The organism is Neorhizobium sp. CSC1952 (assembly GCF_030378245.1).
GTDB lineage: Bacteria > Pseudomonadota > Alphaproteobacteria > Rhizobiales > Rhizobiaceae > Neorhizobium > Neorhizobium oryzae_A.
Map to the genome: position 1 here is coordinate 1886333 of NZ_CP128416.1, position 26180 is coordinate 1912512.

At 58.2% G+C, this 26180-nt stretch carries 27 protein-coding genes and 1 tRNA gene; 9 read left to right on the forward strand and 19 right to left on the reverse strand.

The window, feature by feature from the left end:
* Nucleotides 1–72: 72 nt before the first annotated feature.
* The 8 genes from QTA58_RS09445 to obgE form a co-directional block, all read right to left on the reverse strand.
* Nucleotides 73–1404, reverse strand: coding sequence for a S41 family peptidase (locus QTA58_RS09445; RefSeq protein ID WP_085421557.1), 1332 nt, complete (start codon nt 1402–1404; stop codon nt 73–75).
* Nucleotides 1394–2788 (reverse strand): murein hydrolase activator EnvC, encoded by a 1395-nt coding sequence (locus tag QTA58_RS09450; RefSeq protein ID WP_289672568.1) that lies wholly within the window; start codon nt 2786–2788, stop codon nt 1394–1396. Before QTA58_RS09450 ends, QTA58_RS09445 begins: the two co-directional genes overlap by 11 nt.
* A 107-nt stretch (nt 2789–2895) precedes the next feature.
* Nucleotides 2896–3378, reverse strand: a complete 483-nt coding sequence (gene rlmH, locus QTA58_RS09455; protein ID WP_085421555.1) for a 23S rRNA (pseudouridine(1915)-N(3))-methyltransferase RlmH — start codon at nt 3376–3378, stop codon at nt 2896–2898.
* Nucleotides 3379–3488: 110 nt separating this feature from the next.
* Nucleotides 3489–3941 carry a ribosome silencing factor gene (gene rsfS, locus QTA58_RS09460; protein WP_085421554.1) on the reverse strand — a complete coding sequence of 151 codons (453 nt, stop codon included), beginning with the start codon at nt 3939–3941 and terminating at the stop codon, nt 3489–3491.
* Nucleotides 3942–4077: 136 nt separating this feature from the next.
* Nucleotides 4078–4716 carry a nicotinate-nucleotide adenylyltransferase gene (locus tag QTA58_RS09465; protein WP_289672569.1) on the reverse strand — a complete coding sequence of 213 codons (639 nt, stop codon included), beginning with the start codon at nt 4714–4716 and terminating at the stop codon, nt 4078–4080.
* Nucleotides 4717–4722: 6 nt separating this feature from the next.
* Complete coding sequence (locus QTA58_RS09470) at nt 4723–6003, reverse strand: glutamate-5-semialdehyde dehydrogenase (RefSeq protein ID WP_289672570.1); 1281 nt, start codon at nt 6001–6003, stop codon at nt 4723–4725.
* On the reverse strand, nt 5996–7174 hold the full coding sequence (proB, locus tag QTA58_RS09475; protein ID WP_289672571.1) for a glutamate 5-kinase: 1179 nt from the start codon (nt 7172–7174) through the stop codon (nt 5996–5998). Before proB ends, QTA58_RS09470 begins: the two co-directional genes overlap by 8 nt.
* Nucleotides 7171–8232 carry a GTPase ObgE gene (gene obgE / locus QTA58_RS09480; protein ID WP_289672572.1) on the reverse strand — a complete coding sequence of 354 codons (1062 nt, stop codon included), beginning with the start codon at nt 8230–8232 and terminating at the stop codon, nt 7171–7173. The genes proB and obgE overlap by 4 nt, the downstream gene beginning before the upstream one ends.
* Before the next feature lie 99 nt (nt 8233–8331).
* On the opposite strand from obgE, the gene QTA58_RS09485 reads away from it, so the two are divergent.
* Nucleotides 8332–9195: an endonuclease/exonuclease/phosphatase family protein gene (locus QTA58_RS09485; RefSeq protein ID WP_289672573.1), complete on the forward strand. Its 864-nt coding sequence runs from the start codon at nt 8332–8334 to the stop codon at nt 9193–9195.
* Between the two features lie 42 nt (nt 9196–9237).
* On the opposite strand, the gene QTA58_RS09490 is transcribed toward QTA58_RS09485, so the two are convergent.
* The 4 genes from QTA58_RS09490 to rplU form a co-directional block, all read right to left on the reverse strand.
* Nucleotides 9238–9825, reverse strand: a complete 588-nt coding sequence (locus tag QTA58_RS09490) for a GNAT family N-acetyltransferase (RefSeq protein WP_085421548.1) — start codon at nt 9823–9825, stop codon at nt 9238–9240.
* Nucleotides 9822–10469, reverse strand: a complete 648-nt coding sequence (locus tag QTA58_RS09495; RefSeq protein ID WP_289672574.1) for a GNAT family protein — start codon at nt 10467–10469, stop codon at nt 9822–9824. The genes QTA58_RS09490 and QTA58_RS09495 overlap by 4 nt, the downstream gene beginning before the upstream one ends.
* A 130-nt stretch (nt 10470–10599) precedes the next feature.
* Nucleotides 10600–10869, reverse strand: a complete 270-nt coding sequence (rpmA, locus tag QTA58_RS09500; protein ID WP_037154138.1) for a 50S ribosomal protein L27 — start codon at nt 10867–10869, stop codon at nt 10600–10602.
* Between the two features lie 31 nt (nt 10870–10900).
* A complete protein-coding gene (gene rplU / locus QTA58_RS09505) occupies nt 10901–11212 on the reverse strand; it encodes a 50S ribosomal protein L21 (protein ID WP_085421546.1) in 312 nt (103 codons plus the stop codon).
* 315 nt (nt 11213–11527) lie between these two features.
* Between rplU and QTA58_RS09510 the strand changes: the two genes are divergently transcribed.
* Nucleotides 11528–11617, forward strand: a tRNA-Ser gene (locus QTA58_RS09510).
* A gap of 44 nt (nt 11618–11661) precedes the next feature.
* Here the strand turns inward: QTA58_RS09510 and QTA58_RS09515 are convergent.
* The 6 genes from QTA58_RS09515 to QTA58_RS09540 form a co-directional block, all read right to left on the reverse strand.
* Nucleotides 11662–11922 (reverse strand): hypothetical protein, encoded by a 261-nt coding sequence (locus QTA58_RS09515; protein ID WP_289672575.1) that lies wholly within the window; start codon nt 11920–11922, stop codon nt 11662–11664.
* A gap of 304 nt (nt 11923–12226) precedes the next feature.
* Nucleotides 12227–13606, reverse strand: coding sequence for a hypothetical protein (locus QTA58_RS09520; protein WP_289672576.1), 1380 nt, complete (start codon nt 13604–13606; stop codon nt 12227–12229).
* Complete coding sequence (locus QTA58_RS09525) at nt 13593–14729, reverse strand: AAA family ATPase (protein ID WP_289672577.1); 1137 nt, start codon at nt 14727–14729, stop codon at nt 13593–13595. The genes QTA58_RS09520 and QTA58_RS09525 overlap by 14 nt, the downstream gene beginning before the upstream one ends.
* On the reverse strand, nt 14726–16051 hold the full coding sequence (locus QTA58_RS09530; protein WP_289672578.1) for a protein kinase: 1326 nt from the start codon (nt 16049–16051) through the stop codon (nt 14726–14728). Before QTA58_RS09530 ends, QTA58_RS09525 begins: the two co-directional genes overlap by 4 nt.
* 322 nt (nt 16052–16373) lie before the next feature.
* A complete protein-coding gene (locus tag QTA58_RS09535) occupies nt 16374–17138 on the reverse strand; it encodes a hypothetical protein (protein ID WP_289672579.1) in 765 nt (254 codons plus the stop codon).
* A gap of 9 nt (nt 17139–17147) precedes the next feature.
* Nucleotides 17148–18446 (reverse strand): PAN domain-containing protein, encoded by a 1299-nt coding sequence (locus QTA58_RS09540; protein ID WP_289672580.1) that lies wholly within the window; start codon nt 18444–18446, stop codon nt 17148–17150.
* A gap of 138 nt (nt 18447–18584) precedes the next feature.
* Between QTA58_RS09540 and QTA58_RS09545 the strand changes: the two genes are divergently transcribed.
* The 4 genes from QTA58_RS09545 (at nt 18585) to QTA58_RS09560 (ending at nt 22812) form a co-directional block, all read left to right on the forward strand.
* Complete coding sequence (locus QTA58_RS09545; RefSeq protein ID WP_289672581.1) at nt 18585–19301, forward strand: HNH endonuclease; 717 nt, start codon at nt 18585–18587, stop codon at nt 19299–19301.
* A 59-nt stretch (nt 19302–19360) separates the two neighbouring features.
* Complete coding sequence (locus QTA58_RS09550; protein ID WP_289672582.1) at nt 19361–20353, forward strand: site-specific integrase; 993 nt, start codon at nt 19361–19363, stop codon at nt 20351–20353.
* A gap of 927 nt (nt 20354–21280) precedes the next feature.
* Nucleotides 21281–22285: a hypothetical protein gene (locus QTA58_RS09555; RefSeq protein WP_289672583.1), complete on the forward strand. Its 1005-nt coding sequence runs from the start codon at nt 21281–21283 to the stop codon at nt 22283–22285.
* A gap of 182 nt (nt 22286–22467) precedes the next feature.
* Nucleotides 22468–22812: a hypothetical protein gene (locus tag QTA58_RS09560; protein WP_289672584.1), complete on the forward strand. Its 345-nt coding sequence runs from the start codon at nt 22468–22470 to the stop codon at nt 22810–22812.
* Here the strand turns inward: QTA58_RS09560 and QTA58_RS09565 are convergent.
* A complete protein-coding gene (locus tag QTA58_RS09565) occupies nt 22804–23385 on the reverse strand; it encodes a recombinase family protein (RefSeq protein ID WP_289673082.1) in 582 nt (193 codons plus the stop codon). The two genes, QTA58_RS09560 and QTA58_RS09565, sit on opposite strands and share 9 nt — an antisense overlap.
* 232 nt (nt 23386–23617) lie before the next feature.
* Between QTA58_RS09565 and QTA58_RS09570 the strand changes: the two genes are divergently transcribed.
* From QTA58_RS09570 to QTA58_RS09580, 3 genes are all read left to right on the forward strand, one after another.
* Nucleotides 23618–24208 carry a hypothetical protein gene (locus QTA58_RS09570; protein WP_289672585.1) on the forward strand — a complete coding sequence of 197 codons (591 nt, stop codon included), beginning with the start codon at nt 23618–23620 and terminating at the stop codon, nt 24206–24208.
* Nucleotides 24209–24343: 135 nt separating this feature from the next.
* A complete protein-coding gene (locus QTA58_RS09575; RefSeq protein ID WP_289672586.1) occupies nt 24344–24658 on the forward strand; it encodes a hypothetical protein in 315 nt (104 codons plus the stop codon).
* Between the two features lie 183 nt (nt 24659–24841).
* Nucleotides 24842–25843: a restriction endonuclease gene (locus tag QTA58_RS09580; RefSeq protein ID WP_289672587.1), complete on the forward strand. Its 1002-nt coding sequence runs from the start codon at nt 24842–24844 to the stop codon at nt 25841–25843.
* The last annotated feature ends 337 nt before the right edge of the window (nt 25844–26180 follow it).

Sequence of the window (26180 nt, forward strand, 5' to 3'; positions counted from 1 at the left end):
TCAGGTCTGCAGATAAGAAGAACCGGCCAGCAGAGCGCTTCCGAACGCTATGCTGGCCGGTCCACAAGCGGCTTATTTATTGACGGCAGCGGCAGCCTTATCGGGGCTGGCCGGGAAAGCCGGATCGGTCTTCACGCCGCGGAAGAGATCCAGGGCGTAATTGAGCTGGATATCGTCCTTGGCTTCCGGCGGCACATAGGCGACGGAGCCAGAGCCTTCCTCGGTCTCGGCAGCGCCCTGGATGTGGCCGCGCAGGCTCGATTCACCTTCGGCGCGAACCTTGCCCTGCAGTTCCGGCGGCAGCGGCTGCTCGACCTTGATGTCCGGGTTGATGCCGGTGCCCTGGATCGACTTGCCCGACGGCGTGTAATAGAGCGCGGTGGTCAGACGCAACGCGCCGGCATCGCCGAGCGGAATGATCGTCTGGACCGAGCCCTTGCCGAAGGAACGGGTGCCGAGGACGGTTGCGCGCTTCAGATCCTGCAGCGCGCCGGCGACGATTTCCGAAGCGGAAGCCGAGCCGCCGTTGACGAGCACGATGACCGGCTTGCCGTCCGTCAGATCGCCGGGACCGGCGTTGAAGCGGCGGGTTTCGTCGGCGTTGCGGCCGCGGGTGGAGACCACCTCACCACGCTCCAGGAAGGCATCGGAAACATTGATCGCCTGATCGAGGAGACCGCCGGGATTGAGGCGAAGGTCCAGAACATAGCCTTTCAGCTTGTCGGCCGGCACGTCCGCCTTGATCTTCTTGATCGCCTTTTCGAGGTCGTCATAGGTCTTCTCGGTGAAGGAGATGACGCGCAGGTAGCCGACATCGCCACCTTCGACGCGGGACTTCACGGCACGGACCGCGATGATGTCGCGTACGACGGTGATTTCGAGCGGCTTGTCGGCGCCCTGGCGGATAACCGTCAGCTTGATCGGCGTGTTGACGGCGCCGCGCATCTTCTCCACGGCGTCCTCGAGCTTCAGGCCGCGAACCGGCTGGCCGTCGATCTCCGAGATGAAATCGCCTGCGAGAATGCCCGCCTTGGAAGCAGGAGTGTCGTCGATGGGCGCGATGACCTTGACGAGCTCGTTCTCCATCGTCACTTCGATGCCGAGGCCGCCGAACTCGCCGCGCGTCTGGGTGCGCATGTCTTCGGCATCCTTGGCATTCATGAAGCTCGAATGGGGATCCAGCGAGCTCAGCATGCCGTTGATGGCATTTTCGACCAGTTTCTCTTCGTCCGGCGGCGTTACATACTGGGCACGAACCCGTTCGAACACATCGCCGAAGATCGACAATTCCCTGTAGGTCGAGGGGCCGGCGGCCTGAGCCGGCACCCCGGCTGAATAAATAACGCTCATCGCAGTCGCACCCATGAGTGCACCGACGATGACAAGAGAAGCCCTACGAATCATTTCGTGCCCTTCCAGTTTCTTTCGCGGTCCACCACGGCCTGGAATCGACCGGAGTGCCGTCCTTTCGGAATTCAATGTAAAGCGTTGGACGATCTGTTTCCAGCGCCAATGCCGTTGCGCTTGCGACTCTTTTCTCACCCATCACGGCAATCGGTTCGCCTGAGAAAACGAACTTGCCCTGCCGCGCATTCACTTCATCCATGCCGGTCAGAACCAGATGGTACCCGTCTCCGGCATTCAGGATGATCATCTGTCCATAGCTTCGGAAGGCCCCAGCAAAAACGACGAGGCCATCAGCCGGCGCCGTCACCACTGCCCCGGGGCTCGAAGCGATCGTCATTCCTCTCGCCGTATGCCCCGTCCCGTCGGCATCGCCGAACCAACGCAATACATCTCCGGCCACCGGAAGCTCCAGCTTCTGCTTGAGGCTTGAAAACGCGTATGCGGGCGCAATGCGGTTTTTGTCGGGCACTCCGCTTTCGGCGAGCTGTTTTGCCCTCTCGCGCTCGGCCTCGGAGAGCATGCGCTGCCGCTCTTCCTCGGCCCTGGCCCGGTCGATCGCCTCGCGCACCGAAGCGATCTCTCCCTCAAGCGATTGGATGAGGTTGTCCAGCGTGCCGGCGCGCGCCGCGAGCTCTTCCGAGCGGCGGCGTTCGGCGTCCAGATCGGTTATGTTGCGCTTGTTCAATTTTTCGTTTTCGGCAAGCAGCAGATCCATGCGCCGGTCCTCTTCCAGGCTTGCGGCGATGGTATTGGAGACGTCGGTTTTCTCGGCCAGCGCCGCCGCCTGCAGCGAGGTGAGCGACTGGAGATCCGCGATGAGCTTGTCCGCCTCGTGGCGCATGCCTGGTACGACGGCGCCGAGCAGGATGGCGCTCCGCACGGATGCGAGCGCGTCTTCGGGCGTGACAAGAAGGGCGGGGGGCGGGTTGCGGCCCATGCGCTGGAGTGCGGCGAGCACTTCGGCCAGCACGGCACGGCGGCCGTGCAGCGAGGCGCGGATACCGTCCTCCTTGACCTTGAATTCGGCGATCTTCTTCTCGCTCTCCAGGATCTTCTTTTCGAGATTCTTGCGGCGGGTGGCGGAATCGATCAGCGCCTGACGGATATCGGCGCTGTTTTTCCTGATGTCGGCAATGTTCTTCTCGATGGCGGCGGCCTTGTCGGCCGAGAGCTTCATGTTCTTGGTCAGAACTTCCAGCTCTCCGCGCGTCTCGTTGCGTCGGCGTTGCAGATCGGCGGTGGGATCGACGGGGGAAGGTGGCGCGGCTCGCGGAGGCAGATCGGTTTCCTGCGCGCGTGCGGAAGCGGGAAGATCGGGCGGCGGGATCAGGGCGAAACCGAAAGCCGCCGCCAGAAGCAGCGCATGCCGGTACGATGTCATCCCTGTTATCCTCATTCCCGCTCCGATGTTTGCCGGATCGAGGAAGCGTAAGCTGATTTGCCCGACGAGGCTACAAACAACATCGTGTTTGAATCTAAATGAAGTGTTTACGCGCGGTGATAGGGATGGCCGGAAAGAATGGTCACGGCGCGATAAAGCTGCTCGGCAATGAGGATGCGCACGAGCTGGTGCGGCCAGGTCATGGAGCCGAGATTGAGCACCATGTCGGCGCGCGAGCGCAGATCCGCATCAAGACCGTCGGCGCCACCGATCGCCAGCATGAGATCGCGCTTGCCGCCATCGCGGTATCGGCCGATAAGTCCGGCAAAGGCTTCGCTGTCGAGGGTTTTACCGCGTTCGTCGAGAAGAATGAGGACCGCGCCCTCGGGCAATGCCTTTTCCAGCGCGCCGGCTTCCTCGCGTTTGCGCGTTTCGGCGTTCGCCGCCCGGCTTTCCTGAACCTCGACGAGTTTCGACAATTCCAGACCCACCGCCGGGCCAGCCTTGGCGAAGCGGTCCAGATAACGGGAAGCAAGATCCTTTTCCGGTCCGGCCTTCAACCGTCCCACCGCAAAAAGGCTTATCCGCATGTCCTGATCCGTTGATTTTATCGGCCGACAAGACCGTCAGGCAGCGAGCTTACGCCCGGCCTTGGTTCCTACCTCGGCCCCGACCGGTTCAGGACGTGCCCGAACTCCCGTCAGTGCAGCAGCGTTCCTTCGTCGATATCCGGAGCGGCCCACATCTTTTCGATATTGTAGAACTCGCGGATTTCAGGTCGGAACACATGGATGATGATGTCACCGGTGTCAATCAGCACCCAGTCACCAGCCTCCAGACCTTCGACGCGGGCCGTTCCAAGACCTTCGTCCTTCAGGTCGGAAATCAGGTGATCACAGATGGCCATGACATGCCGGTTCGATCGTCCGGAGACGACGACCATATAGTCTCCGAGCGCTGATTTTCCGGCGATGTTGATGGTGACAATATCTTCGGCTTTGGAGTCCTCGAGGCTTGCGAGGACCAGTTCGAGAGCACGGGCAGCAGCATCGGCGCCGCGTTCCAGGCTCTGCGGGAGGACGGAGGCCGTCTTTCCCTTGGCGTGTACTGTTGTCAGGGTCTGTCCTTTCTTCCAGGTAACAGCAACATGCACTTTCAGCGAATCCGATTCATGCCCGGCCGCTTCATGAAAGGTGGCATCGAATGGTTAATCTTTCAAGGGAGAGTCCGAAAAGGTGATCGCCACCACCGAAATCTTCATGGTTGCGTCACAGGAGGTACGAATCCGGTCAGCCATGGCTTGAATTCTTGTCGTTGGTGGCGCGGATGGCAGTGGAGCTTAAGGCGGAGCGTGGACCGTGGATGAAGGTCCAGGCCGGCGCCCGACGTTTCCAGAGCGTGCCGGCATCATCCTCGTCGACGCGGGCGTAATCGAAGGTGCGGGCCATCTTCGACGACAGGAACGACAGGGTCGAACCCGGCCGGTCCACGACCGCGATCGGGAAGGTCGAGGCGATCTCCCGCCATTTCTGCCAGAAATGGAAGGTCCTCAGGCTGTCGGCGCCCATGACCCAGATGAAATGCACATGCGGGTTCTTCGCCTTCACGAAAGCCAGGGTATCGGCGGTATAGGAGCCGCCAAGCGTTTTCTCGAACGCGGTGATCTTGATGCGCGGATCGTGGATCAGCCTCTCGCTCATGGCGAGCCGATCCGCCAGGGAAGCGAGTTCCGAGCGGCTTTTCAGCGGATTGCCGGGCGTCACCATCCACCAGAGCTGGTCGAGACCGAGACGGCGCAGCGCGATCTCGGCGACCAGCAGATGCCCTTCATGCGGCGGATTGAACGAGCCGCCGAAAAGGCCGACGGCCATGCCGCGTTCCACATGCGGCATAACCAAGTAGCGGCGGTCGATCGTCTCTTCCGTCACGTGCGATCAGGGCCGGATCTGTCCGGTGCCATGCACGCGGTATTTGAAGGAGGTGAGCTGTTCGACGCCGACCGGGCCGCGGGCGTGCATCTTGCCCGTCGAGATGCCGATCTCGCCGCCCATGCCGAACTCGCCCCCGTCTGCGAACTGGGTGGAAGCATTGTGCAGCAGGATCGCCGAATCGAGTTCGTTGAAGAAGCGCGCCACGACCGCCGGGTCCTCGGCGAGGACAGCTTCCGTGTGATTGGAGGAATAGGTGTTGATGTGGCGGATCGCGCCGGAAATGCCGTCGACGACCGCGACCGAGATCACCGCGTCGAGATATTCCGTGCGCCAGTCCTCCTCCGTCGCCGGCTTGAAGCCGGGGAAGACCTTCAGGACGGCAGCGGAGGCGCGGATTTCACAGCCGGCTTCGGTCAGCGCTTCGAGGATCGGCATCAGATGGGTGCCGATCGCGGCGCTGTCGACAAGTAGCGTTTCGGCCGCGCCGCAAACGCCGGTACGGCGCATCTTGGCGTTGACGATGATCTTCTTCGCCATTTCGAGGTCCGCGGAGGCATCCACATAGATGTGACAGAGGCCTTCGAGATGGGCGAAGACCGGCACGCGCGCCTCGCTCTGGACGCGGGCCACCAAGCTTTTGCCGCCGCGCGGAACGATCACGTCGATCGCGCCATCGAGGCCCGACAGCATGGCGCCGACGGCGGCACGATCCGTTGTCGGCACGATCTGGATCGCATGTTCGGGAAGTCCCGCAGCCTTCAGGCCGGCCACGAGGCAGTCATGGATCGCCCGCGATGAAAGGGCGGAATCGGAGCCGCCGCGCAGGATCACCGCATTGCCCGCCTTGAGGCAGAGCGCGCCGGCATCCGCCGTCACGTTCGGGCGGCTTTCGTAGATGACGCCGATGACGCCGAGCGGCGTGCGAACCCGTTCGATCTTCAGTCCGTTCGGCCGCTCCCAGGCAGCGATGACCTCGCCGACCGGATCCCTGAATTCGGCGATCTCGCGGATGGCCTCCGCCATGCCTGCGATGCCCTTTTCCGTCAGCGTCAGCCGGTCGATGAATGAAGGCAGCAGGTCCTTGCCTTCGACATTCTTCAGATCGAGGGCGTTCGCGGCAAGGATCTTGTCCTTGCCGGCGAGGATGGCGTCCGCCATGGCATTGAGCGCCTTGTTCTTCGCTTCGGTCGACGCCGTCGCCAGCGCTTGAGCCGCCGCCTTGGCGTTACGGCCGATCTCGTTCATCACGGCGGCGACGCCGGTCGTTGCAACCTTGTCAAGCATGGGCGGCATCCTCCCTGTGATCTTCTTTTTTCGTCTTGCGGCGGATCGAGCCGGTCATCACCAGATCGTCCCGGTGGACCATGGCGGCGCGGCCGGCATAACCAAGGATCGCTTCGATCTCGCCGGACTTGCGCCCGGTGATCTGGCGGGCTTCCTCGGCATCGTAGCTGACGAGCCCGCGAGCGATCTCGTGCCCGTCGACGCCCACGACTGCGACCGTATCGCCTCGATGGAAATGGCCCTCGATGCGGCGAACGCCGGCGGGCAGCAGGCTCTTGCCGGTGCCGAGGGCGTTTTCCGCACCCTCGTCTACAAAAAGCCGGCCGGCCGGCTGAAGCTGGCCGGCGATCCACGTCTTGCGGGCCGTCACGGGCGTGCCGGAAGGCGCGAACCAGGAGGAGCGCGTGCCCTGTTCGATCGCCCGCAGCGGATGGTCGGTCTTGCCCGACGCGATGATCATGGCGCAGCCGGCGCCCGTCGCGATCTTGCCGGCGTCGATCTTCGTCCGCATGCCGCCGCGCGACAGTTCCGAGGCGGCGCCGCCGGCCATCGCTTCGATCTCGGGCGTGATCGCCGGGATGACGTCCAGGAACTTCGCTTCCGGATCGAGATGCGGCGGGGCGGTATAGAGCCCGTCGATATCCGAGAGCAGCACCAGAAGATCGGCGCTGGTCATGGTCGCGACGCGGGCGGCCAGCCGGTCGTTGTCGCCGTAGCGGATTTCCGTCGTGGCGACGGTATCGTTCTCGTTGATGATCGGCACGGCGCCGATTTTCAGGAGCTGGTTGATGGTCGCGCGGGCATTGAGATAACGGCGCCGCTCTTCCGTGTCGCCCAGCGTCAGCAGGATCTGGCCGGCCACGATGCCATCGCGCGACAGGCTCTCCGACCAGGCGCGGGCAAGCGCAATCTGGCCGACGGCCGCCGCCGCCTGGCTTTCCTCGAGCTTCAGGGCGCCGGAGGGCAGATCGAGAACCGTACGGCCCATGGCGATCGCTCCCGAAGAGACGACCAGAACGTCGATGCCCTTCGCTTTCAAGGCAGCGATATCGGCGCAGATGGCATCCAGCCATTGCGATTTCAGGCCTGTCTTGCGGTCGACGAGCAGAGCAGAGCCGATCTTGATGACGATCCGGCGATGGCTGGCCAGCGGTTTGCGGACGGCGGTCATTCCCCGTCATCCTCGTCGAAATCCCCGACCGGCATGGAGCGGTCGGGAAGCGCCGTCTCCTCGCCTTCGCTCGCCTCGATGATCACGTCCCGGAGTGCGCGCAGAACCTCGGTCATGCCATTGCCCGTCACGGCGGAGATCAGGAACGGCGTCTGGCCCGAGGCCTTTTCCAGCTCCTTCGCCTTCTTCTTCAATTCCTTCTCGTCCAGCACGTCGATCTGCGACAGGGCGACGATTTCCTGCTTGTCGGTCAGTCCGCCGCCATAGGCTTCAAGCTCTGCCTTCACGGTCTTGTAGGCCTTGCCGACCTTCTCCTCGACTGCGGAAACCAGATGCAGCAGCACGCGGGTGCGTTCCACATGGCCCAAAAACCGGTCGCCGATGCCGACACCTTCATGAGCGCCTTCGATCAGTCCCGGAATGTCGGCCAGCACGAATTCGCGTCCGTCGATCGTGGCGACGCCGAGGTTCGGATGCAGCGTGGTGAATGGGTAGTTAGCGATTTTCGGCCGGGCCCGCGTCACGGCCGCCAAAAAGGTGGACTTGCCGGCGTTCGGCAGGCCGACCAGACCGGCATCCGCGATCAGTTTCAGCCGCAGCCAGATGGTCTTTTCCTCGCCTTCGAGACCCGGGTTTGCCCAGTTGGGCGCCTGGTTGGTCGAGGTCTTGAAATGGGCATTGCCGAAGCCGCCGTTGCCGCCCTTGGCGAGCCGGAATTTCTGGCCTTCCCTGGTGAGATCGACGATGAGGGTCTCGTTGTCCTCCTCGAAGATCTGCGTGCCGACCGGCACTTTCAGCGTCACGTCGCCGCCATTGGCGCCGGTGCGGTTCCTGCCCATGCCATGGATGCCGGTCTTGGCCTTGAAATGCTGCTGGAAGCGGAAGTCGATCAGCGTATTGAGGCCGTTGACGGCCTCCACCCAGACGTCACCCCCGCGGCCGCCGTCGCCCCCGTCCGGACCTCCGAACTCGATGAATTTTTCCCGGCGGAACGAGACCGCGCCCGCGCCGCCGTCGCCGGAGCGTATGTAGACCTTTGCCTCGTCGAGAAATTTCATCTTACTGCCGTCAGTCTCGTGTTAGTCGGAGCGCCTTGTTTTATGTTGGCATCCGGTGGGTTTCGATATCGCCGGTTGGGGCAGAGGTCAAAGACTATCATGAAGTTCGTCAGCTATAACATCCAATACGGGATCGGCATGGATGGCCGGTTCGATCCCGAACGCATCGCCGAAAGTATCGCCGGGGCCGACGTTATCGCCTTGCAGGAAGTGACGCGCGGTTTTCCGAAGAATGGCCATGTCGATCTCGTCGCCCGTTTCGACGATCTCTTCCCGGACCATTTCCATGTCTATGCCGCGCCTTGCGATCTGCTGCTCGACGTTTCCGTCGAGAGCGGCCGCCGCGTCGAGCGCCGCTTCCAGTTCGGCAACATGATCCTGTCGCGCTGGCCGATCCTCGCCACCCGCCATCTTCTCCTGCCGCGCAGCCGCACGATCGAGAAGCTCAACCTGCAGCGCGGCGCCCTGGAAGCCGTCATCGTCGCGCCCGGCGGGCCGCTGCGCGTCTATTCCGTGCATCTCGATCACGTTTCGCCGGACGAGCGGCTTGCCCAAATCCGCTATCTGAAGGAAAGGGTCCTGAATTTCGTGGCCGAAGGCGGTGCGTTGACCGGCGCCGCGGAAGAGGGTTTTCCCGACCCGCCGCTGCCGGAGGATTTTCTGCTGATGGGCGATTTCAACATGGAACCGGAATCGACCGAATATATCGCCATGGCAGGGCAGCGGGACCGTTATTACGGCCGCATCCTGCGCGCCAACGAGCCGGTCGACGTGCTGGAGCGTCTCGGGCTGCTCACGCCCGAAAGCTATACCTGGGCGAAGCCGCCGGGCGACGGGCCGATGAAGATGCATCTCGATCATTGCTTCGTGAATTCCGGGCTGGCGCCGCGTCTGAAAAACGCCTGGGTGGACCATGCGGCGTCTGGTTCCGACCATTTTCCGCTCTGGGTCGAGGTCGAGTGAGGGCCGGCGGAGTTTCCTCCGCCGGATGTTTTCATATGAGGGTCACGGTCGGTCGGCTGGCCGGAAGTCCTCGGGCAGCAGCATGGTTTCGATATGCGGCACCATGCGGTTCTGGGAGATGCTGAAGATCTGGTTCGCGTCGATGATACGGAAACCGAGCTTCTTCTGGACATTCAGCGAGGCGAGGTTGTCCGCGAATGCACCGGAATATATCCGCACCTCCGGCATGCGCCGGAAGAAGCGCTCCAGCGTGCCGGCCACCGCTTCCGTCATGTAGCCGCGGCCCCAGTAGAGCCGGTTCAGCCAGTAACCGAGGCGCCATCCGCCATGCCTCTGCTCCAGACCCACGACGCCGACATGGATGTCGTCGCCCGTGGTGATCGCAAGCATCCAGTCCGGCAAGAGGCCGGAGGCCTGCGGCACGAGCCAGTCGAGTGCATCCTGGCGGTCATAGGGCTGCGGCACGCGTGCCAGCATGCGGCTGACCTTGAAATCGCCGAGCGATTCGGCGATCGCCGGCGCGTCGGAGAGCTTGTGCGGACGCAGGACCAGCCTTTCCGTGGTAATGACCGGGCAGGGGCCCGGCATCGTTACGGCCGCATTCGTCTTCTGGAGAACGGCGGCGTTCATCTCAGTTCTCCCCAGCTTCTGAGCGACATCCAGGTCTTGCGGTCGAGCCGGAACCATTCGACGGCAACCATGCCGCCGAGCGCCAGGCAATCGATCATGCCGGTGCCCTGGTACTGGAAGCCGCATTTCTGGATCACCCGCTTGGAGGCGACGTTGGTCACCCGGCAACGCGCATCGATGTGGTCGATGTTGTTGCGGGTGCGGAAGGCCATGTCGATCAGCACATGGGCGGCTTCCGTCGCGTAGCCCCTGTTCCAATAGGGTTCGCCCAGCCAGTAGCCTATCTCGAGCGTTCGCTCGTCCCGCTGGGGTTCCAGCGCGCAGCAACCGAGGAAAGCGCCGTTGTCGCCTCGCGTGATGGCATAGACGCACTTGCCGATCTCGCCGGCTTTCGCACGTCGTACGAAATCGGCGGCGTCTTTTGCCGTATAGGGATGCGGCATACGCGACACCATGGTCGCGATATTCGCATTGTTGGCGAGATGGGCAAGGGCGTCGATGTCTTCTTCATGGGGAGCGCGGAGAACCAGTCTCTGCGACAGTAAGACAGGGCAATCGCTTCTTAACCGCTCGGGTCTTAGCGGTTCCTTGGACCGTTCCTCCGGCGGCCGGGATTGGCTCGCCCTCAGTAATTCGCCTTGCATGGTCAGTCTCCTCTACGGGGTTAAAGAAAAAGGGGAGGTGGGTGGCGCCCCATCTCCCCTTTTTTCTTTAGACTGACCTTGTGCGCCAGCCGGGTCGATGAGACGCCGGCTGTTTTAGAGCGCTACCGGCTTATTCCGCTGCTTCCGCTTTCGGCATTACGGACACGTATACTCGGCCGTTAGCCTTCGTGCGGAAGGACACATTACCGGCGGCGAGTGCGAAGATCGTGTGGTCCTTGCCGAGGCCAACGTTCTGGCCCGGATGCCACTGCGTGCCGCGCTGACGCACGATAATGTTGCCCGGAATGACGGCTTCGCCGCCGAACTTCTTCACGCCAAGGCGCTTGGATTCAGAATCGCGACCGTTACGCGACGAACCGCCAGCTTTCTTATGTGCCATTGGTGTTCTCCTTTACCCTTCGAAATCCTGATTAGCCGAGAATGTCCGTGATGCGGACAACCGTGTGATGCTGGCGATGGCCGCGAATCCGCTTGGAATTCTGGCGGCGGCGCTTCTTGAAGGAAAGGACCTTCTTGCCACGGTTATGCTCGACCACTTCGGCCTTGACCGTCGCACCCGAAACGAACGGGGCGCCGATCTTGGCATCGGCGCCTTCGCCGACGACCAGGACTTCGTTGAACTCGATCACTGCACCAGCTTCGGCTTCCAGCTTCTCGATGGTAAGCACGTCGTTGGCTGCCACGCGGTACTGCTTACCGCCGGTCTTGATGACTGCGAACATTCTTTATCCTTTCATGTTCGGTCCGGCTCTATCCTTTAAGGGACGGCCGTCTTTTTATCAGTCGGGCTCTGGCAGGGGTTCGAAAGAGGGATCTTTTTAACTTGTCTGCCGGTGAAATCTGCGCGGAAGATTGATTGCCTCCACACAAACAAAGAGGCATGGACACTTTTCCACGCCTGATCGCGTGCGGGGATACGCGACAGACAAAAAACTGTCAAGGCAAAAGGATATAAAGTCTTGATATTCGCCCCTTGCCAGCCCCATCTTTCATCGTTATGAGAACGCCGCGCTGACCAACGCGTCATCAGTTTCCGCGGAGAGGTGGCTGAGTGGTCGAAAGCACCGCACTCGAAATGCGGCATACGGGCAACCGTATCGTGGGTTCGAATCCCACCCTCTCCGCCACATTGGTCCTTCGGCCGTAAGGCTTTCCCGCGATCTGCTGAATATTATCGATCTTCGATGCCGGTGACGGTATTGGTCAGGGCCGCACTATCGGCACGATCACTTGAGGCTTCTGCCGAAAATAAGCCGGCGGCTGTCGCTGCGAAGCCAAATCCCCTCTGGGCTTGCTTAGACCAGAATTCCTGCTCGGCCTCTGGAGTCGCCGCTTGTGTTAAGCACCACGTAGCTATCAGCAGCCCTCGCGAAGCGGCGAGAAATGCTATAAATGCTTGGTAGCGTTGCTCGGCCTCCAACAAACCAGCCAAGCCAGCCGCGCTCTCCACGTGCCATTTGGTCGCGATGGCGGTTGGTTTCCCGAACCAGGTCTATATGAAATTTATTGGCCGCGCTAAGAGCTTCCCGGGGATCCGGATCATTCGGTTCTGGTGCGCTTGCAGAGTGCTTCGCTTGCTCCCAGAGGCCATACTTGAGCGCAGTGACGCCTCGCCGCTGCGCTTTTCTGTTAATCACATAGTGAAGAATGATGCGATTTTCCACAAGAGAGCTCATGTGCCTGCTTGCTGAGCACCCTTTGCACTAATGCTCGACCTTATCGCCCGGCCGCCATAATTACTTCTGCGATTTGGATCCCTTCGAATACCGGCCTGATTTCGGCAGCGATGTGGCGAGCCTACTTTCTAGCAGTGGCAGCAGACGTTCTACGAGCATCTCAATCTGGCTCTGATTGAGATCAAAAGTCAGTTGCGACTGTGCTGATTCTTTCAGTGGGGGGCTGGAGATTCTGGTAGGTGGCCTGTCTACCTCACCCAAAGCTATGGTCACGTTGACTCCGGGTCGCAGCGCAATCACTGCTGCGTTTCGACTAGAAGTCCTGAATGATGGTCGGCCAGCCCTTACCCCTAAATGACGGAGTTCATCGCCCGAGATGTCAGCGTCGGGAAATTCGCAAAGAGAGAAAGGCCTTAGAAGCTCCTTTGCCAAAAGTCGCCCTAATCCCCCGAATGCGTTCGTCCAGAACGTTTCCACGCCAAGCCCACCCGAGATTGCGGTCCATGCGAGGACTTCTCCTCGATCTCGAAAGTCATCAGCAAGCCTGAAGTCGCGCTCTGCACCGCCTACACGGCTAATTATATAGCCAGAGACAAAGTTATATAGCTCATTGTCGCCAGGAAAGGCGCCAAGAGACGCGTCTCTAATTTTTCTCAAGAGGCGAATGCGGTTCTCCGCGGGCATCTTCTCAATCCCAGCCACTTGATCAAAGAGCGGCGAGGCCTGAACTAGTTCGCGGATGGCCAGGTTGTTTATCGTCGGGGCATCATCGCCGGATACAGCAAGCGACTTGCAGGCATCTACTATGATCGAGATATTTCTTGAGGAAGGAGCCGGGCCTCCTGGCATCAGGCTTAATAAGACCTCAATCGGAAGCCGCGATCTAGAGCGCTCGCCCACGTGCTTAGGTTGGAGCGCTTGCTTCGCTGCTTCCAGCCGCTCAAGCGAACTCAATGCGTTCTTGGCACCATACAACGCCGCGGTTCGGGCGACAGCGAACGTGTCGGTTGCCAGACATGTTGAAAGCGAAAGCGTGTCGACATCGCGGTTCGATGAAGCCATTGCTTCGGCAATGATTGCGCCCAGCCAACCCGTTTCTAAGCCATTCAAAGAAGGGAAGCGCAGGACCTCTTGATGATAACGGGTAAAATCTTCGGTCGACACCAAGTAGCACCAGCTTGTTAGCGGCGCTAAGTCGGAGTGAAATGTTACTAGCCACGCGAGCAGATCGTCTCGGCTTTGCGGCGGCACAACAATCGCGATTGGCCGTGGGCTTTGCTCGTGCCAGACAAGGAGGTGAGACTTCGACGAAATCTCGTGGCGCATTGCGAATGCTGCCGGCGTAGCTCGGTCCCGGACATCGCTTTCTCCGCGAAGAACCTGAGCCAACTCCTCACGTTCCACGAGGGCGAACGATAAGTCTTTATTACTCATCATCATCAAATAGTCCCTGTGCTGGGGGCGGGAAGGCGGCCGCCAAGATCTCCGGAAGAGCATCATCGTAATAAACTGCCAGCGACGTCTTTGCGCGAGTTACCACCGTGTAGGCTTTCTGGCGCGTTAGATAAGCGTCGTCGTCGGCAAAGAGCCAATGCAGCGCCCGAAATTCCAGTCCCTTACAAGATTGAATGGTTGTGATACAAATTCGACATTGCTCGCTGAAATGGCGATCCACAATTCCCGAGTGAAAGACTGCTGACTTTCCCGCCATTTTTGTCACCTGTTCAAGGGCTTGGAAGATCGCGTCGCAGTCAGCTCGGCGGCGAACAACGATTCCGATTAGATCCCCTGGTTCATTATACGTGTCTAGCTGAATGTCTAGGGCGCTGATGAGAGCGGTGATTTGTGCTTGCCTTGAAAGAGGGCCAATTGATCGGGGAGGAGTCGGTGTCGGGCCATTATAGTGGCAATATTCCGACAGCGAATAATCGCCCTGAACTAGAATCCTATCCGCCAATAAACAGATGTCGTCGCTGATGCGAAAGTGATGCCTTAAGTCAACTCTTTGATCGCAAATTTCGGTGGCGAGATCGAAACTTGTTCCCCCGTCATAGACACGCTGCCGATCATCGCCGACCAGCATAAGACGATCTGTAAGCCGATTCAGAAAATCAAGCTCCTCAAAAGCAAGATCCTGAATCTCGTCAACAAGTAGGGCGTCAAACGACATTAGTCGTCCGCGAGACTGTAGTAACTCAATGGCCACTCGGGCGCGCTCCCTGTTCACATCAAGAAGATTTCCTGTTGGCGAGGGAGGAATAGAGCCATAGGATGCAAAAAAGTGATCAACAAACGATCGCATAGTAATAATTAGCTCTGGCGGGAAGCGGTTGTCTCCGCTTAGAGAAATAAACTCTCGAAGAGTTCGATTAAACGTAATTAGTTTAGTGTTGGCGAGCTGGTGCGGAGGAAGGCGCAGGTATTGACCTCTGTGGAGTAGGATGCTGGTTTTGCCACTCCCCGGCGGTCCTACTAAGATATACCTTCCATTCGGCTGTAGACCCTCGATTGCGTGGATCTGATCTTGATGAAGATCGCGTCGACGTCGCCATAATAAGCTCATTGCGTTTTTTCTCCAGGATTATCCAAGTGACATTGAAATACCTTTGCAGACACTTCGAGAAACGTCTCATAGGACTGTTCGGCGACGGACGGGTCTTCAGCCGAAGTGCATAAAATCGTCATTTCGGCAGTCTTTGCTGTATATTCTTTGGAGCGTGCTGCACCGTGTATGGTGATGGTTCCGTCTTTCAATTCGAAAGTCAGCTCCGTCTGTAACTTCAATTTAGCTTGGTTTGGTAGATCCGCGTCCCAAGTTACTGATACACAAAAACTGCTTTTCCCGAGGAATGCAACCTTGTGTGAGCAGTCTATTCTATTGTCTGTCAGTTTCTTGTTGATGAAATTGCGGATGTAGCGGCTAAGGTCTCCAACATCTATGGATTGCGCGGCTACGGATGAAGGTTGAGACTTCCTTATGCCCAGAAGTAGTTCATTTTGCTTTTTGCGATTCTGAGTGAAATCATCCCAAGTCACTACCTGAAGTCTCGTCTTTGGATCTTTTTGAAGAGCCCGCTGGGCTAAAACGGTAAGGTAGGATGGAGCATCTGATCGGAAGGGAACGGCGGGCACGGTCGCCGCCACCGCGTGAGCTATCAGATAGCGATTTCCCGCACCCTTGCTTACGACCTCTTCAAAAAGCTGCTCTCCTGCGAGTAGATCGTGGATGACAGCGCCTAGCTGATAGAATGTTAGTGCACGCCATAGTTCAGGCCCAGGCTGCCACAGGCGAAACATATACTCCGGCGAGCTGTAGCGCGCGGTTGCGACAAAGGGTAGTTGGCCCGAATCATCGGTGCCTGAACCCTCTACGCTATCGATCAGGCGGACCACCCCCAGATCCAGTAGCGTGGCCTTTTTAAAGTCCGCGGAAACAACGATATTGTCCGGTTTAATGTCTCGGTGGCATATACCTAAGTCCTCCAAATATTTCGCAGCGTCTGCTACTTGCTTCACGAGACCTTCGATCTTGTCTCCAGTCACAAGCTTCAGAGCATCGGTTAGGCAAAGGCCCGGGACATGCTCCATCAACATATAAACGGTGCCCTCGGACTCACCACAATCGAAAGTGCGAACTAGTGTCGGGCAGGCGTGCGCTAGGAGCTTCTCTCGAACAATATCGAGGCGCGCTCTGCTAACCACTCCCTCGTTACCTTTAAGGAAATTAGGATGATAAATTTTAAGAGCTGCGGTTTGATCATCAGTTATTACTTCAAAAACCGCAGCACTCGCTCCGTGCCCAAGTAACTTGCCGAATCCCCAGCCCTTCTCCTGCGCCAATTTCTTGGCGCTCTTCTCTAGTCGCGTAACTTCATTGGCAATCATTTTCTCGGCCCTCCCGCGTAGTGGTGTAGCGGTTGACTCTAAAGCAACAATTAAAACGCGAACGTTACTTATAACGCTCGCTTACGAGTTCGCGGGATTTCTCGATATCACGGGATGTTACTTGGTTATCAATCCGGGGCGGTCCTAAGCCAGGTCTCCACCGATTTCGGGAGATCACATGGGGACGATCAGAAAGCTCAGAGGACGCAGTCAAGCTCAACCGAACCAACGTTACCGACACTGGAGTCGTCGGGTGTTCAAAGTTCGGATCACGTCAGCGGCGAGTTGCTGGATGTTTTTTCGGTCCACCGTTGAGGGGGATTTAACAGTTCCAAAAGCGAACGGGATTTTGACTGTGCTTGAGCCGAGGATCGCTGACACGTTTGCCCCGAAGTCCCACGTAGAGGTTCCAAATGTCCCCCGGCGCCTCGATGCCAGTGAAGCCGATTCGATGGAGTTCAGAACCATTGGCATACGGGATATCTGGAAAGTTCTCCCTCGTCGCAGACATCCAATTCTCCGGTTTGAAGGCTCCAACAACCACACCTCGCACCACGGCAAGCACATACTCCGCCTTTTCGGCGCGGGATTTCGATATCCGCCAGCAGTAGCGAACCAGGTTGTAGATAGCTCGACGATCGAAGCGGTCTTCCAGCTTATTGATATTGATCAAAACGAGCCGATGCTCGGGGTTCGAGGGAAATTGCGGCAGGCTGTATTTGTCGATTAGCTCCAGATGGTTCATGGGGCCGCGGTCACTGCTGGCGTGCCCACCCTGAAGGTTCGTGAGTCCTGGGTAAGCATCGATGAGTGCAGCCTCGACCTCGAAAACCGCTGCGTCAGGGATCTCGTGCCGATGGATGATGTGTAGCACCTCAAGCCCAGCGCTCTTTATCGCGCGGATGCGATCAAGCTTCGACCCCAGTGTTTGATTGTCGTCGTCAGCCACATCCAGAACGCCGGCTGCGTGATCGAACACGCGATTGTTCCGCCCTTTGCCGACGTAAAACGTCTCGCCGTTTCGAGGATCGATAAGGCGGTAGACGTAATTGTCAAGCCGCTCACATACTTCTTCAGAAAATCGCACCGCCGTCTCTCAATTCAAGCTAATGATCTTTGCCGGCGAGAAGCTCTGAAATTTCTTAACGCCGCTTACCATTCCGTTGCCTGGCATCGGTGTGCCGATCGCACTTTTCAGCCAACACTGTTTCTTCGGGTAATTATAGGTGAAGGCCAGACAGCGATTGTCGTCGACACAGGCGAGGCGGCAATCGAGGGGCGTCTTGGCAGTGCGGTGGGGGCGCGAGGAGAGATCGCCTCCTCGTAGATCAACGTCGTGAAAGAGTGCGCTCTCCGGGTCGATCATTCCGAGCGTAAATATAGGCGGATCAGCATCGACACCACTGAGGAATCTGCCCGAAAAGGCGACGCTATTACCATCTGCCCGGCCGGCACTGGACTTGAGAAAGCAGTTCGGCCCTTTTGTGATCTTGGGATTGGTGTTGAAGGTGAATGCCTTGCATTGACCGTTCATGACCAGACAGTTCTGGGCACATTCGGCAGCGTCGCTTGCTCGGATCGAGGAAAGGTCGTCGCCGAAGAGATCCAGCCCGGTGTAGATGGCGATCCGGTTTGGGCGCTTCGTGAACTCTTCGATCGGAGAGAGCTTCGCTTGCGTCTGCGGCGTGGTCGTTGACGTGACGGCAGCTGTGTCGGCTGGCTGCGACTGACCCGGTGCGGCCGGTTTCGGGGTGCTCTCCACGTCTGTAGGCGACGGATTTATCTCTGGCGCTGTCGGCGGGCCAGCAACAGCCGAGGGCTTTGACTCTTCGCCGGTTCGATTAAGTTTGTAACGCTCGATCTCTTCTGGAGTGAAGACGTGCATGTCATTCGGCGGCGTCTTGAACATGACGCTCAACACGTCAACCGGAGTATCGAAGCGGTTGAGGAGATCAATAATGTCGGAAATCGTGAGCTGTGCTCCGACAAGATCCGACGTATCAGACGAGATCTGGTGCACGCCGAGCTTGCCGTCGACTCTCCGCTCGACACCCGCAAGGAACATATAAGCACATGCCGATAGGCATGCGCTGTCTTTCGGGATGTAAGTTGCGAGCTTCCGTTCATGAATGTCGTCCGCCATCAGCAGACCCATCTGCACGGTGCCGCCTGGACTGTTCAGGATAACGAGCTTGGCGCCTGGCGCAGCGTGAAGAGCCCGCCGGAAGTTGAGTGCTGAGCCGACGTCGATATCGCCGTTCATCGTTATGACATCCGGCTTGGCGTCATCCACGATAAAGGGCCCAAAGTTCTTCTCAGCCGAGATGGCAGGTGTGCCCATCGCAGTCACGCCCAGCACAGCACCCGCGGCGACAGATCGAAGTAATTTACGCATGAACAATTTCCCAGCCCGGCATTATCAAACTATAAATGCCGAGGGCTGACAAGGTCTTTACATGCGCTCTGCTGCATATTCTGTAGGTTGCTGGAGGGCAAGGTTAGTGATCACGGTAACAGGCGAGGTAGGGGGATAATGGCAGTCACGCAGGGGCACGGCAATCCAAAGTGGACGCGCGACGAGACGCTCCTCGCGCTCGATCTATATTTCACTCTCAAGGGGCTGATCCCGTCACCCAAAGCTCCCGAGATCATAGCTTTGTCGAACCTCCTCCGATCGTTGCCCTATCATGCGGAGGCAGCCAAGCAGCCGACTTTTCGCAATCCGGATGGTGTAGGCTTCAAATTGATGAACCTGCGTCAGGTAGCCACCGGCAAGGGGCTGGGCAACGTCTCCACCATGGATCGCCAGATATGGAAGGAGTTTGGGGAGAGGGAAGACGAGGTTCATACGCTCGCGGCTGCAATCAGGGTAGGTATTGCCGTCGCTGGTGCCGAGCAACTGCCGGAAATCGAGCAGGAGCTTTGCGAGGGGCGACTCTTGACCGCCTTGCATGTTCGGCGGGAACGGAATCCTAAGGTGCGCAAGATGCTCCTGGACGATCGTCGCTCCGCAGGATTGCGCTGTGAGATCTGTGATTTGGCACGGCCCGACCTAAAGGAGCCTCTCCAGGACGCTATGTTTGAAGCGCATCACCTGGTGCCACTCGCTGAGGCCGGTGAGCGAAAGACGAAGTTGGCTGACTTGGCTCTACTATGTGCCTGCTGTCATCGTCTTCTTCATCGCGCCATGGTGTTGAAAACGAGATGGATCGGCCTTGTAGAGGCACGAGCTATCATCGTGCCGGGATAATCCTTGGCACCCCTTCAGGGGCATCCTACGCGTGATCTTCAATATCGATTGGAGATCACATGGCAACAATTAGAAAGCTCAGAGGGCGCTGGCAAGCGCAGGTGCGCCGGCGAGGGATGAAGCCCCGCTGCAAGTCCTTCGACAGCAAGCTCGAAGCCGAGAAGTGGGCGCGCGATCTGGAAGCCCAAGTCGATCGGTTTGGCGCCGCGCCAGATACAAAGATCCTGGAGAGCACGACGCTCGATCAACTCTTGGAGCGCTATCAGCGCGAAGTGTCGCCAAACAAGCGTGGCTCGGTGCAGGAGATCCAGCGAATTGAGGTGCTCCGCCGTCATGAACTTGCTTACCGGACGATGATCGGGCTGAGCCAGCAGGACATTGCGTCGTTCCGAGATGAGCGCCTCCAGTCGGTAGCTTCTTCTACCGTCGTCCGTGAGCTTGCGATTCTCAGCCACGTTATCGAAGTGTCGATCCGCGATTGGGGATTGCCGCTTGCGAAGAACGTCGTGAAGATGGTGCGGCGCCCGGTTATTCAGAACGAACGCAGCCGGCGTTTGACCGGCGATGAGGAACAGCGCCTTCTCGATGGTTGCGACGGTGGCAAAATACCTTACTTTCGCACGTTGCTGATCGTCGCAATCGAGACCGGGATGCGCCGAGGAGAGCTCCTGGGGCTCAGGTGGTCAGACGTATCCCACAATCGCCGAGTAATCAGGTTGGCAATGACCAAGAACGGGACCAGTCGCGAGGTGCCGCTGTCTCAGCGTGCTTTCGATGCGCTGGCGGATTGGAAGTCTCGTGCTGACGTAGATCAATCTACCATCTTTCCTATGACCGCCGGCGCGTTGGAACAAGCTTGGTATCGGCTCCTCAAGCGTGCCGGTGTCACCGGGTTGAGGTTTCACGATTTGCGTCACGAGGGCGTTAGCCGTCTATTCGAACGCGGTTTGAACATGATCGAGGTCAGCAGCATCTCAGGGCATCGCGAACTGCGTATGTTGAAAAGGTATACGCATCTAAGCGTCGACGATCTCGTTGCCAGGCTTGGTTAGGATCGATCACCGCGCAACCTGCCTTGACAGACGACTTGACGAACCTTGACGGAAGCCTTGCGAGCCTTGCTTCCGTCAAGATATAACCGCCTCCTGGTTGCAAAGTCACCTGCTCAAAATGCGAAATCGTTGCGGATTTAAGCCTAAACCTTGCATTTCGTTTACGCGGCCTTGACAAAACCCCTCCGAAATCGCGTTTTTGGCCGATCTGTCAAGGTTATAAAGCGTCTTCAGGTTGTAGAGCGTGCGTCATCGTCGGAGCTGCGTCCAGCTTCAGCACAGCAGACGGGTCGAACTGCAGGTGAGCGTGGCAAACTCGTCTGGGCTTGACGCGGATCGCCTTAATCCTCAGTGGCGAAAACGTTTCCACGCAGGATCCACCAAGGCTGAACGTTGATCAATCTACCTGCCAAGTGGCGCGCATATTCCGATAGAGGAACCTCCCGTCATCGACGCCGCATCCATCGATAGCGATAGTGTTCGCAGCCGGTGAATAGCGGACCTGCAGCGCGACTTCGTTTCGTGCGCCGCCTCTCGGTGCCGCCTGTCCTCCTCATGTAAGTCCAACCTCATCATCACGCGCATGCTGATGTCGGTGCCAGACATCGAAGTCTTAGAACAATGCAAGGAGCATGATGGGGATTGATTCAGTGCCCGGAAGCGTCCGGCATCTGGAACCTCCCATGTTGGAAATCGACAGGGAAGCGCACAGGCGAGCGCCAGGAAGCGGATGCTGTCATTTCTGCATCTACCCTCGACGGAGCGAAGCAGCGCGAATCCTCGAGTCAAAGGCGTCCTACCGGGATCAAAACATTTCTTCCGCGACCTTATGCGCTCCGATCGTGATGTCGCTATACAGTAGATAGGCAAGCGCTCGCCCTCATCTAACAGCAGTTTGACGGACGATTATCGTCCGAAGGAGAACCCATGCCCATGGATCAGGCAAAGCTCAATAAGCGTATCGATGATGTAGTGCGAATGCGGTCCATTCTGCATCCGAACGATTGGCTGGATGAGAGCCAGTTGATGATGACGCGGTGGTTCGACTATCGCTTCATGTCACCCCTGGATGCCACTCTGCTCTTTGGCCAGCACTACATTGCCGGACTTCGGAGCCATATGCGAAAGCACTTTGACGCGGAGCGCGCGGGGGAGATCACTGGCATCAAGGAGGGATTACCGGCAGTTCGTGCTGCGTGGTTCACTGGCCTGTGGCGGGCGCGGGCTCGCACTGATGCCATCTTCGTTCCCTACGATCTTCTAATCGACTTCAGCTTCGACTTCTCCTCTCGGCGGAAGCGCTATTGGAATATGCTCCCGCAGCAGTTACACGCGTCGGAGAGGAACGCCGAGGCCTGGTGGGCTGTGTTCCTCGAAAGGGTTGAGGATCTGCTGCCGATCTGCATGAAGCGGGTGGGCGAAATGCCTCACTATCGGATGGAGAATGACCTCGACTTGCCGCCTCAGAGGCATTTCCGCACTCTGATGTTGTCGGAGATGCGGCATGAGAACCGGATGCTTGCTGAACAGATTGCCGACCGCGTGCTTGTTAAGCGTCATCTTACTCTGGACCAGGCCCTTTCATTAGCACCTGCTGATGCGGACCGTATCGAAGTCGAGCAGCGCGCCAAGGCGATTGCCGAGGACCGTGCATGGGAAATTCAGCCCATTACCAAGCTCGATGAGGCCGATCTCCTCCCCAGCTGTTTTGCTGTCGCGGAGACGATCAACGAAAGTCGCGCACCTTGCGACACCTGCGTCCTGGCGGCTCGTTGCAAGCAGGCGGCTGCCGAGGCGATCGAAATCACCATCCGCAGGAAGGGGTCAGCATCTCCTGTCCTGACGGAGAGCAGGGAACGGATCCGCCGGAACACTAAGAGCTTCCGCAGCAACAAGAAGACCTCTTCCGGAGCTTCTGAACAGCTTCATTAAATATCCCTCGCCGGGGATGTAATCACTCCCTATGTTATACCTCTCTTTTGAAAGAGGAAGTAACATAGGGACTGATTACAGGAACAGGATACTCCTCCGGCGAGCCGTTCACACGCACACTTAACAGGTTGGAGCGCGCCTGCTCGGCGCACTCCTTCCCGCCTCAAAAGGAGTTCCTTAGAATGGACATCATCGATATCCGCCGGTTCTTCCGCAACCGCTTCGAATACTACGTGGACAATAAGGACGCTTCCGGCGTGGGCGTCCGCGACGAAGTTCAGCTTTCGCTGCAGGATGTCTGCGAACTTCTGGAAGCTGATATGGAGCCTTTCCCCCGTCGCTACGATCCCGACATGAAGAAGATCTGCGGCCATGAATATCTCACCTGGTTTCGCGAGGAGCGCACTTACGGCGACGTTGCTCGCTTAATGAACCGGAAGCTGGCGGGAGAGAATGGAAGCATGCCGCGCATCGGAGGACGGTGGGTGCATGCTGTTTTGGCGAGCACCAGGCAGCCTTCAGTCTGATTGGATCTGACTGGCTCGCTGTTCTCTTAACAGTCGTCCGAGGGTGCGCGGATGGATCTTGTATTCGTCCGCGACATCCGCAACGGCGCGTCGGTTGCCTTCGATCGCGGATTTGGCGTCCGCAAGCTGCTCAGACGTCATAGCCGGTCGTCTTCCGATCCTAGTGCCACGAGCGCGCGCAGCAGCCATGCCCGCCCGCGTCCGCTCGCTGATCAGCGAGCGTTCGAACTCAGCCATCGACGCCAGGATGTGTAGAAGCAGTCGTCCGGCTGAGGTGCTCGTATCTAAACTCTCGCTCAACGAGCGAAATTCGACACCACGTTCGTTGAGGTCGCGAACCAGGTTCAAAAGCTCGAACAGCGACCGACCGAGGCGATCCAGACGCCAGACAGTAAGAGTGTCGCCACGTCGTAGAGCCCGCAGCATTTTGGTCAAGCCTGGACGCGAAAAGTTCGCACCGGAGAAGCCCTCATCGGTCAAGATCTTTGCGCAGCCTGCTGCTTTCAGTGCCGCAAGTTGAAGATCCATGTTCTGCTCGGTCGTGCTGACACGAGCATATCCAATATTGCTCATCCTGCTCCTGCCTGGTGCCGTTCGATGGCGTTCGGAATTTCCAGCAGAATACTCGCCAAGCCATTGATTAAAAGGAACCTTTTTGTGCGCGGTGGGATTTCTGTGCACCACGGAAATGGCATTCTGGAAAATCAGCATGTTAGCGCGGGGCGAAAGAACGCGGGTTCGTTATGACGGAACCCTTCCCTTTTGTGCGGTCGATCGTTCAGAAACTTCATGCCTTGGTGTTCTCATGAAATCCGTCGCCGTCATACTGCTCGCAGCCCTCATCATTCCCACCACGGCGTTCGCCGGAAGCTCACAGGTTCATGCATTTATCGGCGCCGACCAGATGTCGGTGAAGGCAAAGGCATCTGAGGTAACTTGGTCTAGCAATCTTGAGAACATGAAAGTCAACGATCGACCGATTGATGGCTCTGGCACCTTCATGCTTCGCTGCGGAGATGACGGGAAACAATACGTCATGATCTCGGTGCCACTCGACAACGATGTTTGGCCTTCGCAGGATGAAGATCTCCGCACAAAGGCAGACGTTGCCGCGTTCGGCGGCAGTCTCAAGATGTCTGGCACGGATCTTTCTTCGACGAAGGTTAGCCGGGAACGGGTGATGTATGTCGATCTCGGAGACAAGGTATCCGAGTTTGTGCGCCATTGGGGCAGCGGGATGTCAGTGCGAGTTTCAGCTAAGCCTGGCAGTGGACTGAACGATGTCAGCTTCATTGTCGCGGCTCCGGTTCCGGATGCCGGCAATCAAGAGAAGATGGCGAAGGCTGCCGCTCTCTGCCAGATGCATGCACAATTAGGGCCCTTAAGCGGTCGTTAGTCGCTCATCTCGGGCTAGCGTTATCTGTCAAGAACGGCAACAAGGGCTCTGTAACATTTGGTGATTGTCACAAGAAGCGGTCCCACCGGTCCAACGCTATAACTCCAGACATTAGGCGTCCAGGGGAACCACTTGATGGATGAGCACAACCTTCTCGAAGTAACGATTGCAGCGATGGATGGATGTTGGGAGAAGTTTTCGGAGGCGCGAACTCTTGCAACCTGGCGCGCTTATGCGGCTGCCTTCCGCCGCGCCTGGATTGTTGCGAGAAACCTTTGTCCAGATTGTGAAATTCCCAAGCCTACTATTCGGGTAGGGAAGGAGGGGCTTTATATTGAACCTGTTAAGGCTGCTAAAGCGGCAATTTCCATTGACGAATGGCTTGCCAACCTTCGTCGCCGCAATGAGGCGACACTTGCTGAACTCGCAATCTATTCAGAGGGCGAATGATACCCACACGGAGCTTGAGACGACTCACCTGCGCGTCCCGCATGCCGGGAGCTGCGAAGCGACGTGTGCGTTTGACGGAGCCAGCCTGTGAGCGCCTGCGAGTCAAAAGACGTCATCCCGCATCATGATCTTGCGGTGGTCGCTTCCTTCGGCGATGTTCAGCTTCGAAAAGAAGGGTAGGGCATGGGCAAAGCATGGATGGTGCGCGCTGAGCGCGATGGACGGCTCTTTGAGGCGTTCAAGGACAAATCAGCCGTCGCAATCGGCTGGAATGAGGTCGGGGATCTTTCCAACGTCAAATCGCGCAAGGCGATCGCAGATCTCGTCAATGCGTCCTGGCCCGAGACAAAGCCGCAGTCGAACGCTATGGCTGCAGGACAGTTGCACCGCTTCGTGAATGAGATAGAGGTAGGTGACATGGTCGTCACCTACAATCCGTCCCGCCGTGTTTATCTGCTGGGCGAGATCGCCGGTCCTTACCGGTATGATACCTCGGTAGATCCTGAGGACGCGCAATACCGGCCTGTGCGGTGGCAGGGCGAGGTCAGTCGTGATCTTCTGTCCGTCGAGAGCCGTAACAGCCTTGGCGCCATATCTACTCTCTTCCGGATTTCAAGTGAAGTTTCTGCGGAGCTCAAGAAGGCGATGGTTTCGGGGCAGCCGGCAAGGCCCGAAACTGTTGCTGCGACGACGGAAGCCACAGAGGAAGATCTTTTCAAATCCATGGAAAGCCGCGCGCACGAGTTCATCAAGGACAAGGTCAGCACGCTCCCCTGGGATGACATGCAAGAGCTTGTTGCCGGCCTGTTGTGCTCGCTTGGCTACAAGACGCGTGTTTCGGAGGTGGGCCAAGACCGCGGAAAAGATATCGTTGCCTCGCCGGACGGTTTCGGTTTCGAGTCGCCACGGATCGTGGTCGAGGTGAAGCATCGTAAGGGAGCCATGGGCGCGCCTGATGTCCGGAGCTTCCTAGGTGGTCGTCACCCGCAGGACAAGGGTCTATATGTCAGCACCGGCGGTTTTACCCGAGAGGCACGTTACGAGGCCGAGCGAGCCAATATCCCGCTGGCGCTCATGGACCTGGACGACCTGGTGAAGAGCCTGCTTGAACAATATGAAAAGCTCGATCTGGAGACACAGCAGCTGGTGCCGCTGAAGCGCATCCTTGTGCCAGCATGGGGCTGAAGGACACATGTCAGCTGCCAATGCCTGAACGAAAGCCAGCTATTTAAACACACCAACCGCAACCCATTTTCCTTCGTTCCTTGTGAAAGACACCTTCTGGGTCTGCCCACTCAATTTGTATGTGCAATGATAAGCGAGATACAGGTCGCGGGACCGCACTCAAAATCGGAGATCCCCCGATAATCGTCCCCTAATATTTGGATAGCTTCCTCTTTGGTGGGTGCGCCTTCTTTCGAACCGCACGAGGATAGAGCCACAAGAGCTACGATTGCTATTCTGAAGAAGAAGTATTGAGCCGACACGCGTGGTTCTCCTTAGGTTGAACAACATAGCGTCA

Bases quoted from the DNA above. Each gene is read 5' to 3' on its own strand.
- QTA58_RS09445 (WP_085421557.1), bottom strand. From the start codon at position 1,404: ATGATTCGTAGGGCTTCTCTTGTCATCGTCGGTGCACTCATGGGTGCG.
- QTA58_RS09450 (WP_289672568.1), bottom strand. From the start codon at position 2,788: ATGACATCGTACCGGCATGCGCTGCTTCTGGCGGCGGCTTTCGGTTTC.
- rlmH (WP_085421555.1), bottom strand. From the start codon at position 3,378: ATGCGGATAAGCCTTTTTGCGGTGGGACGGTTGAAGGCCGGACCGGAA.
- QTA58_RS09470 (WP_289672570.1), bottom strand. From the start codon at position 6,003: ATGCTTGACAAGGTTGCAACGACCGGCGTCGCCGCCGTGATGAACGAG.
- proB (WP_289672571.1), bottom strand. From the start codon at position 7,174: ATGACCGCCGTCCGCAAACCGCTGGCCAGCCATCGCCGGATCGTCATC.
- obgE (WP_289672572.1), bottom strand. From the start codon at position 8,232: ATGAAATTTCTCGACGAGGCAAAGGTCTACATACGCTCCGGCGACGGC.
- QTA58_RS09485 (WP_289672573.1), top strand. From the start codon at position 8,332: ATGAAGTTCGTCAGCTATAACATCCAATACGGGATCGGCATGGATGGC.
- QTA58_RS09490 (WP_085421548.1), bottom strand. From the start codon at position 9,825: ATGAACGCCGCCGTTCTCCAGAAGACGAATGCGGCCGTAACGATGCCG.
- QTA58_RS09495 (WP_289672574.1), bottom strand. From the start codon at position 10,469: ATGCAAGGCGAATTACTGAGGGCGAGCCAATCCCGGCCGCCGGAGGAA.
- rpmA (WP_037154138.1), bottom strand. From the start codon at position 10,869: ATGGCACATAAGAAAGCTGGCGGTTCGTCGCGTAACGGTCGCGATTCT.
- rplU (WP_085421546.1), bottom strand. From the start codon at position 11,212: ATGTTCGCAGTCATCAAGACCGGCGGTAAGCAGTACCGCGTGGCAGCC.
- QTA58_RS09520 (WP_289672576.1), bottom strand. From the start codon at position 13,606: ATGATGATGAGTAATAAAGACTTATCGTTCGCCCTCGTGGAACGTGAG.
- QTA58_RS09525 (WP_289672577.1), bottom strand. From the start codon at position 14,729: ATGAGCTTATTATGGCGACGTCGACGCGATCTTCATCAAGATCAGATC.
- QTA58_RS09530 (WP_289672578.1), bottom strand. From the start codon at position 16,051: ATGATTGCCAATGAAGTTACGCGACTAGAGAAGAGCGCCAAGAAATTG.
- QTA58_RS09540 (WP_289672580.1), bottom strand. From the start codon at position 18,446: ATGCGTAAATTACTTCGATCTGTCGCCGCGGGTGCTGTGCTGGGCGTG.
- QTA58_RS09545 (WP_289672581.1), top strand. From the start codon at position 18,585: ATGGCAGTCACGCAGGGGCACGGCAATCCAAAGTGGACGCGCGACGAG.
- QTA58_RS09550 (WP_289672582.1), top strand. From the start codon at position 19,361: ATGGCAACAATTAGAAAGCTCAGAGGGCGCTGGCAAGCGCAGGTGCGC.
- QTA58_RS09555 (WP_289672583.1), top strand. From the start codon at position 21,281: ATGCCCATGGATCAGGCAAAGCTCAATAAGCGTATCGATGATGTAGTG.
- QTA58_RS09560 (WP_289672584.1), top strand. From the start codon at position 22,468: ATGGACATCATCGATATCCGCCGGTTCTTCCGCAACCGCTTCGAATAC.
- QTA58_RS09565 (WP_289673082.1), bottom strand. From the start codon at position 23,385: ATGAGCAATATTGGATATGCTCGTGTCAGCACGACCGAGCAGAACATG.
- QTA58_RS09570 (WP_289672585.1), top strand. From the start codon at position 23,618: ATGAAATCCGTCGCCGTCATACTGCTCGCAGCCCTCATCATTCCCACC.
- QTA58_RS09575 (WP_289672586.1), top strand. From the start codon at position 24,344: ATGGATGAGCACAACCTTCTCGAAGTAACGATTGCAGCGATGGATGGA.
- QTA58_RS09580 (WP_289672587.1), top strand. From the start codon at position 24,842: ATGGGCAAAGCATGGATGGTGCGCGCTGAGCGCGATGGACGGCTCTTT.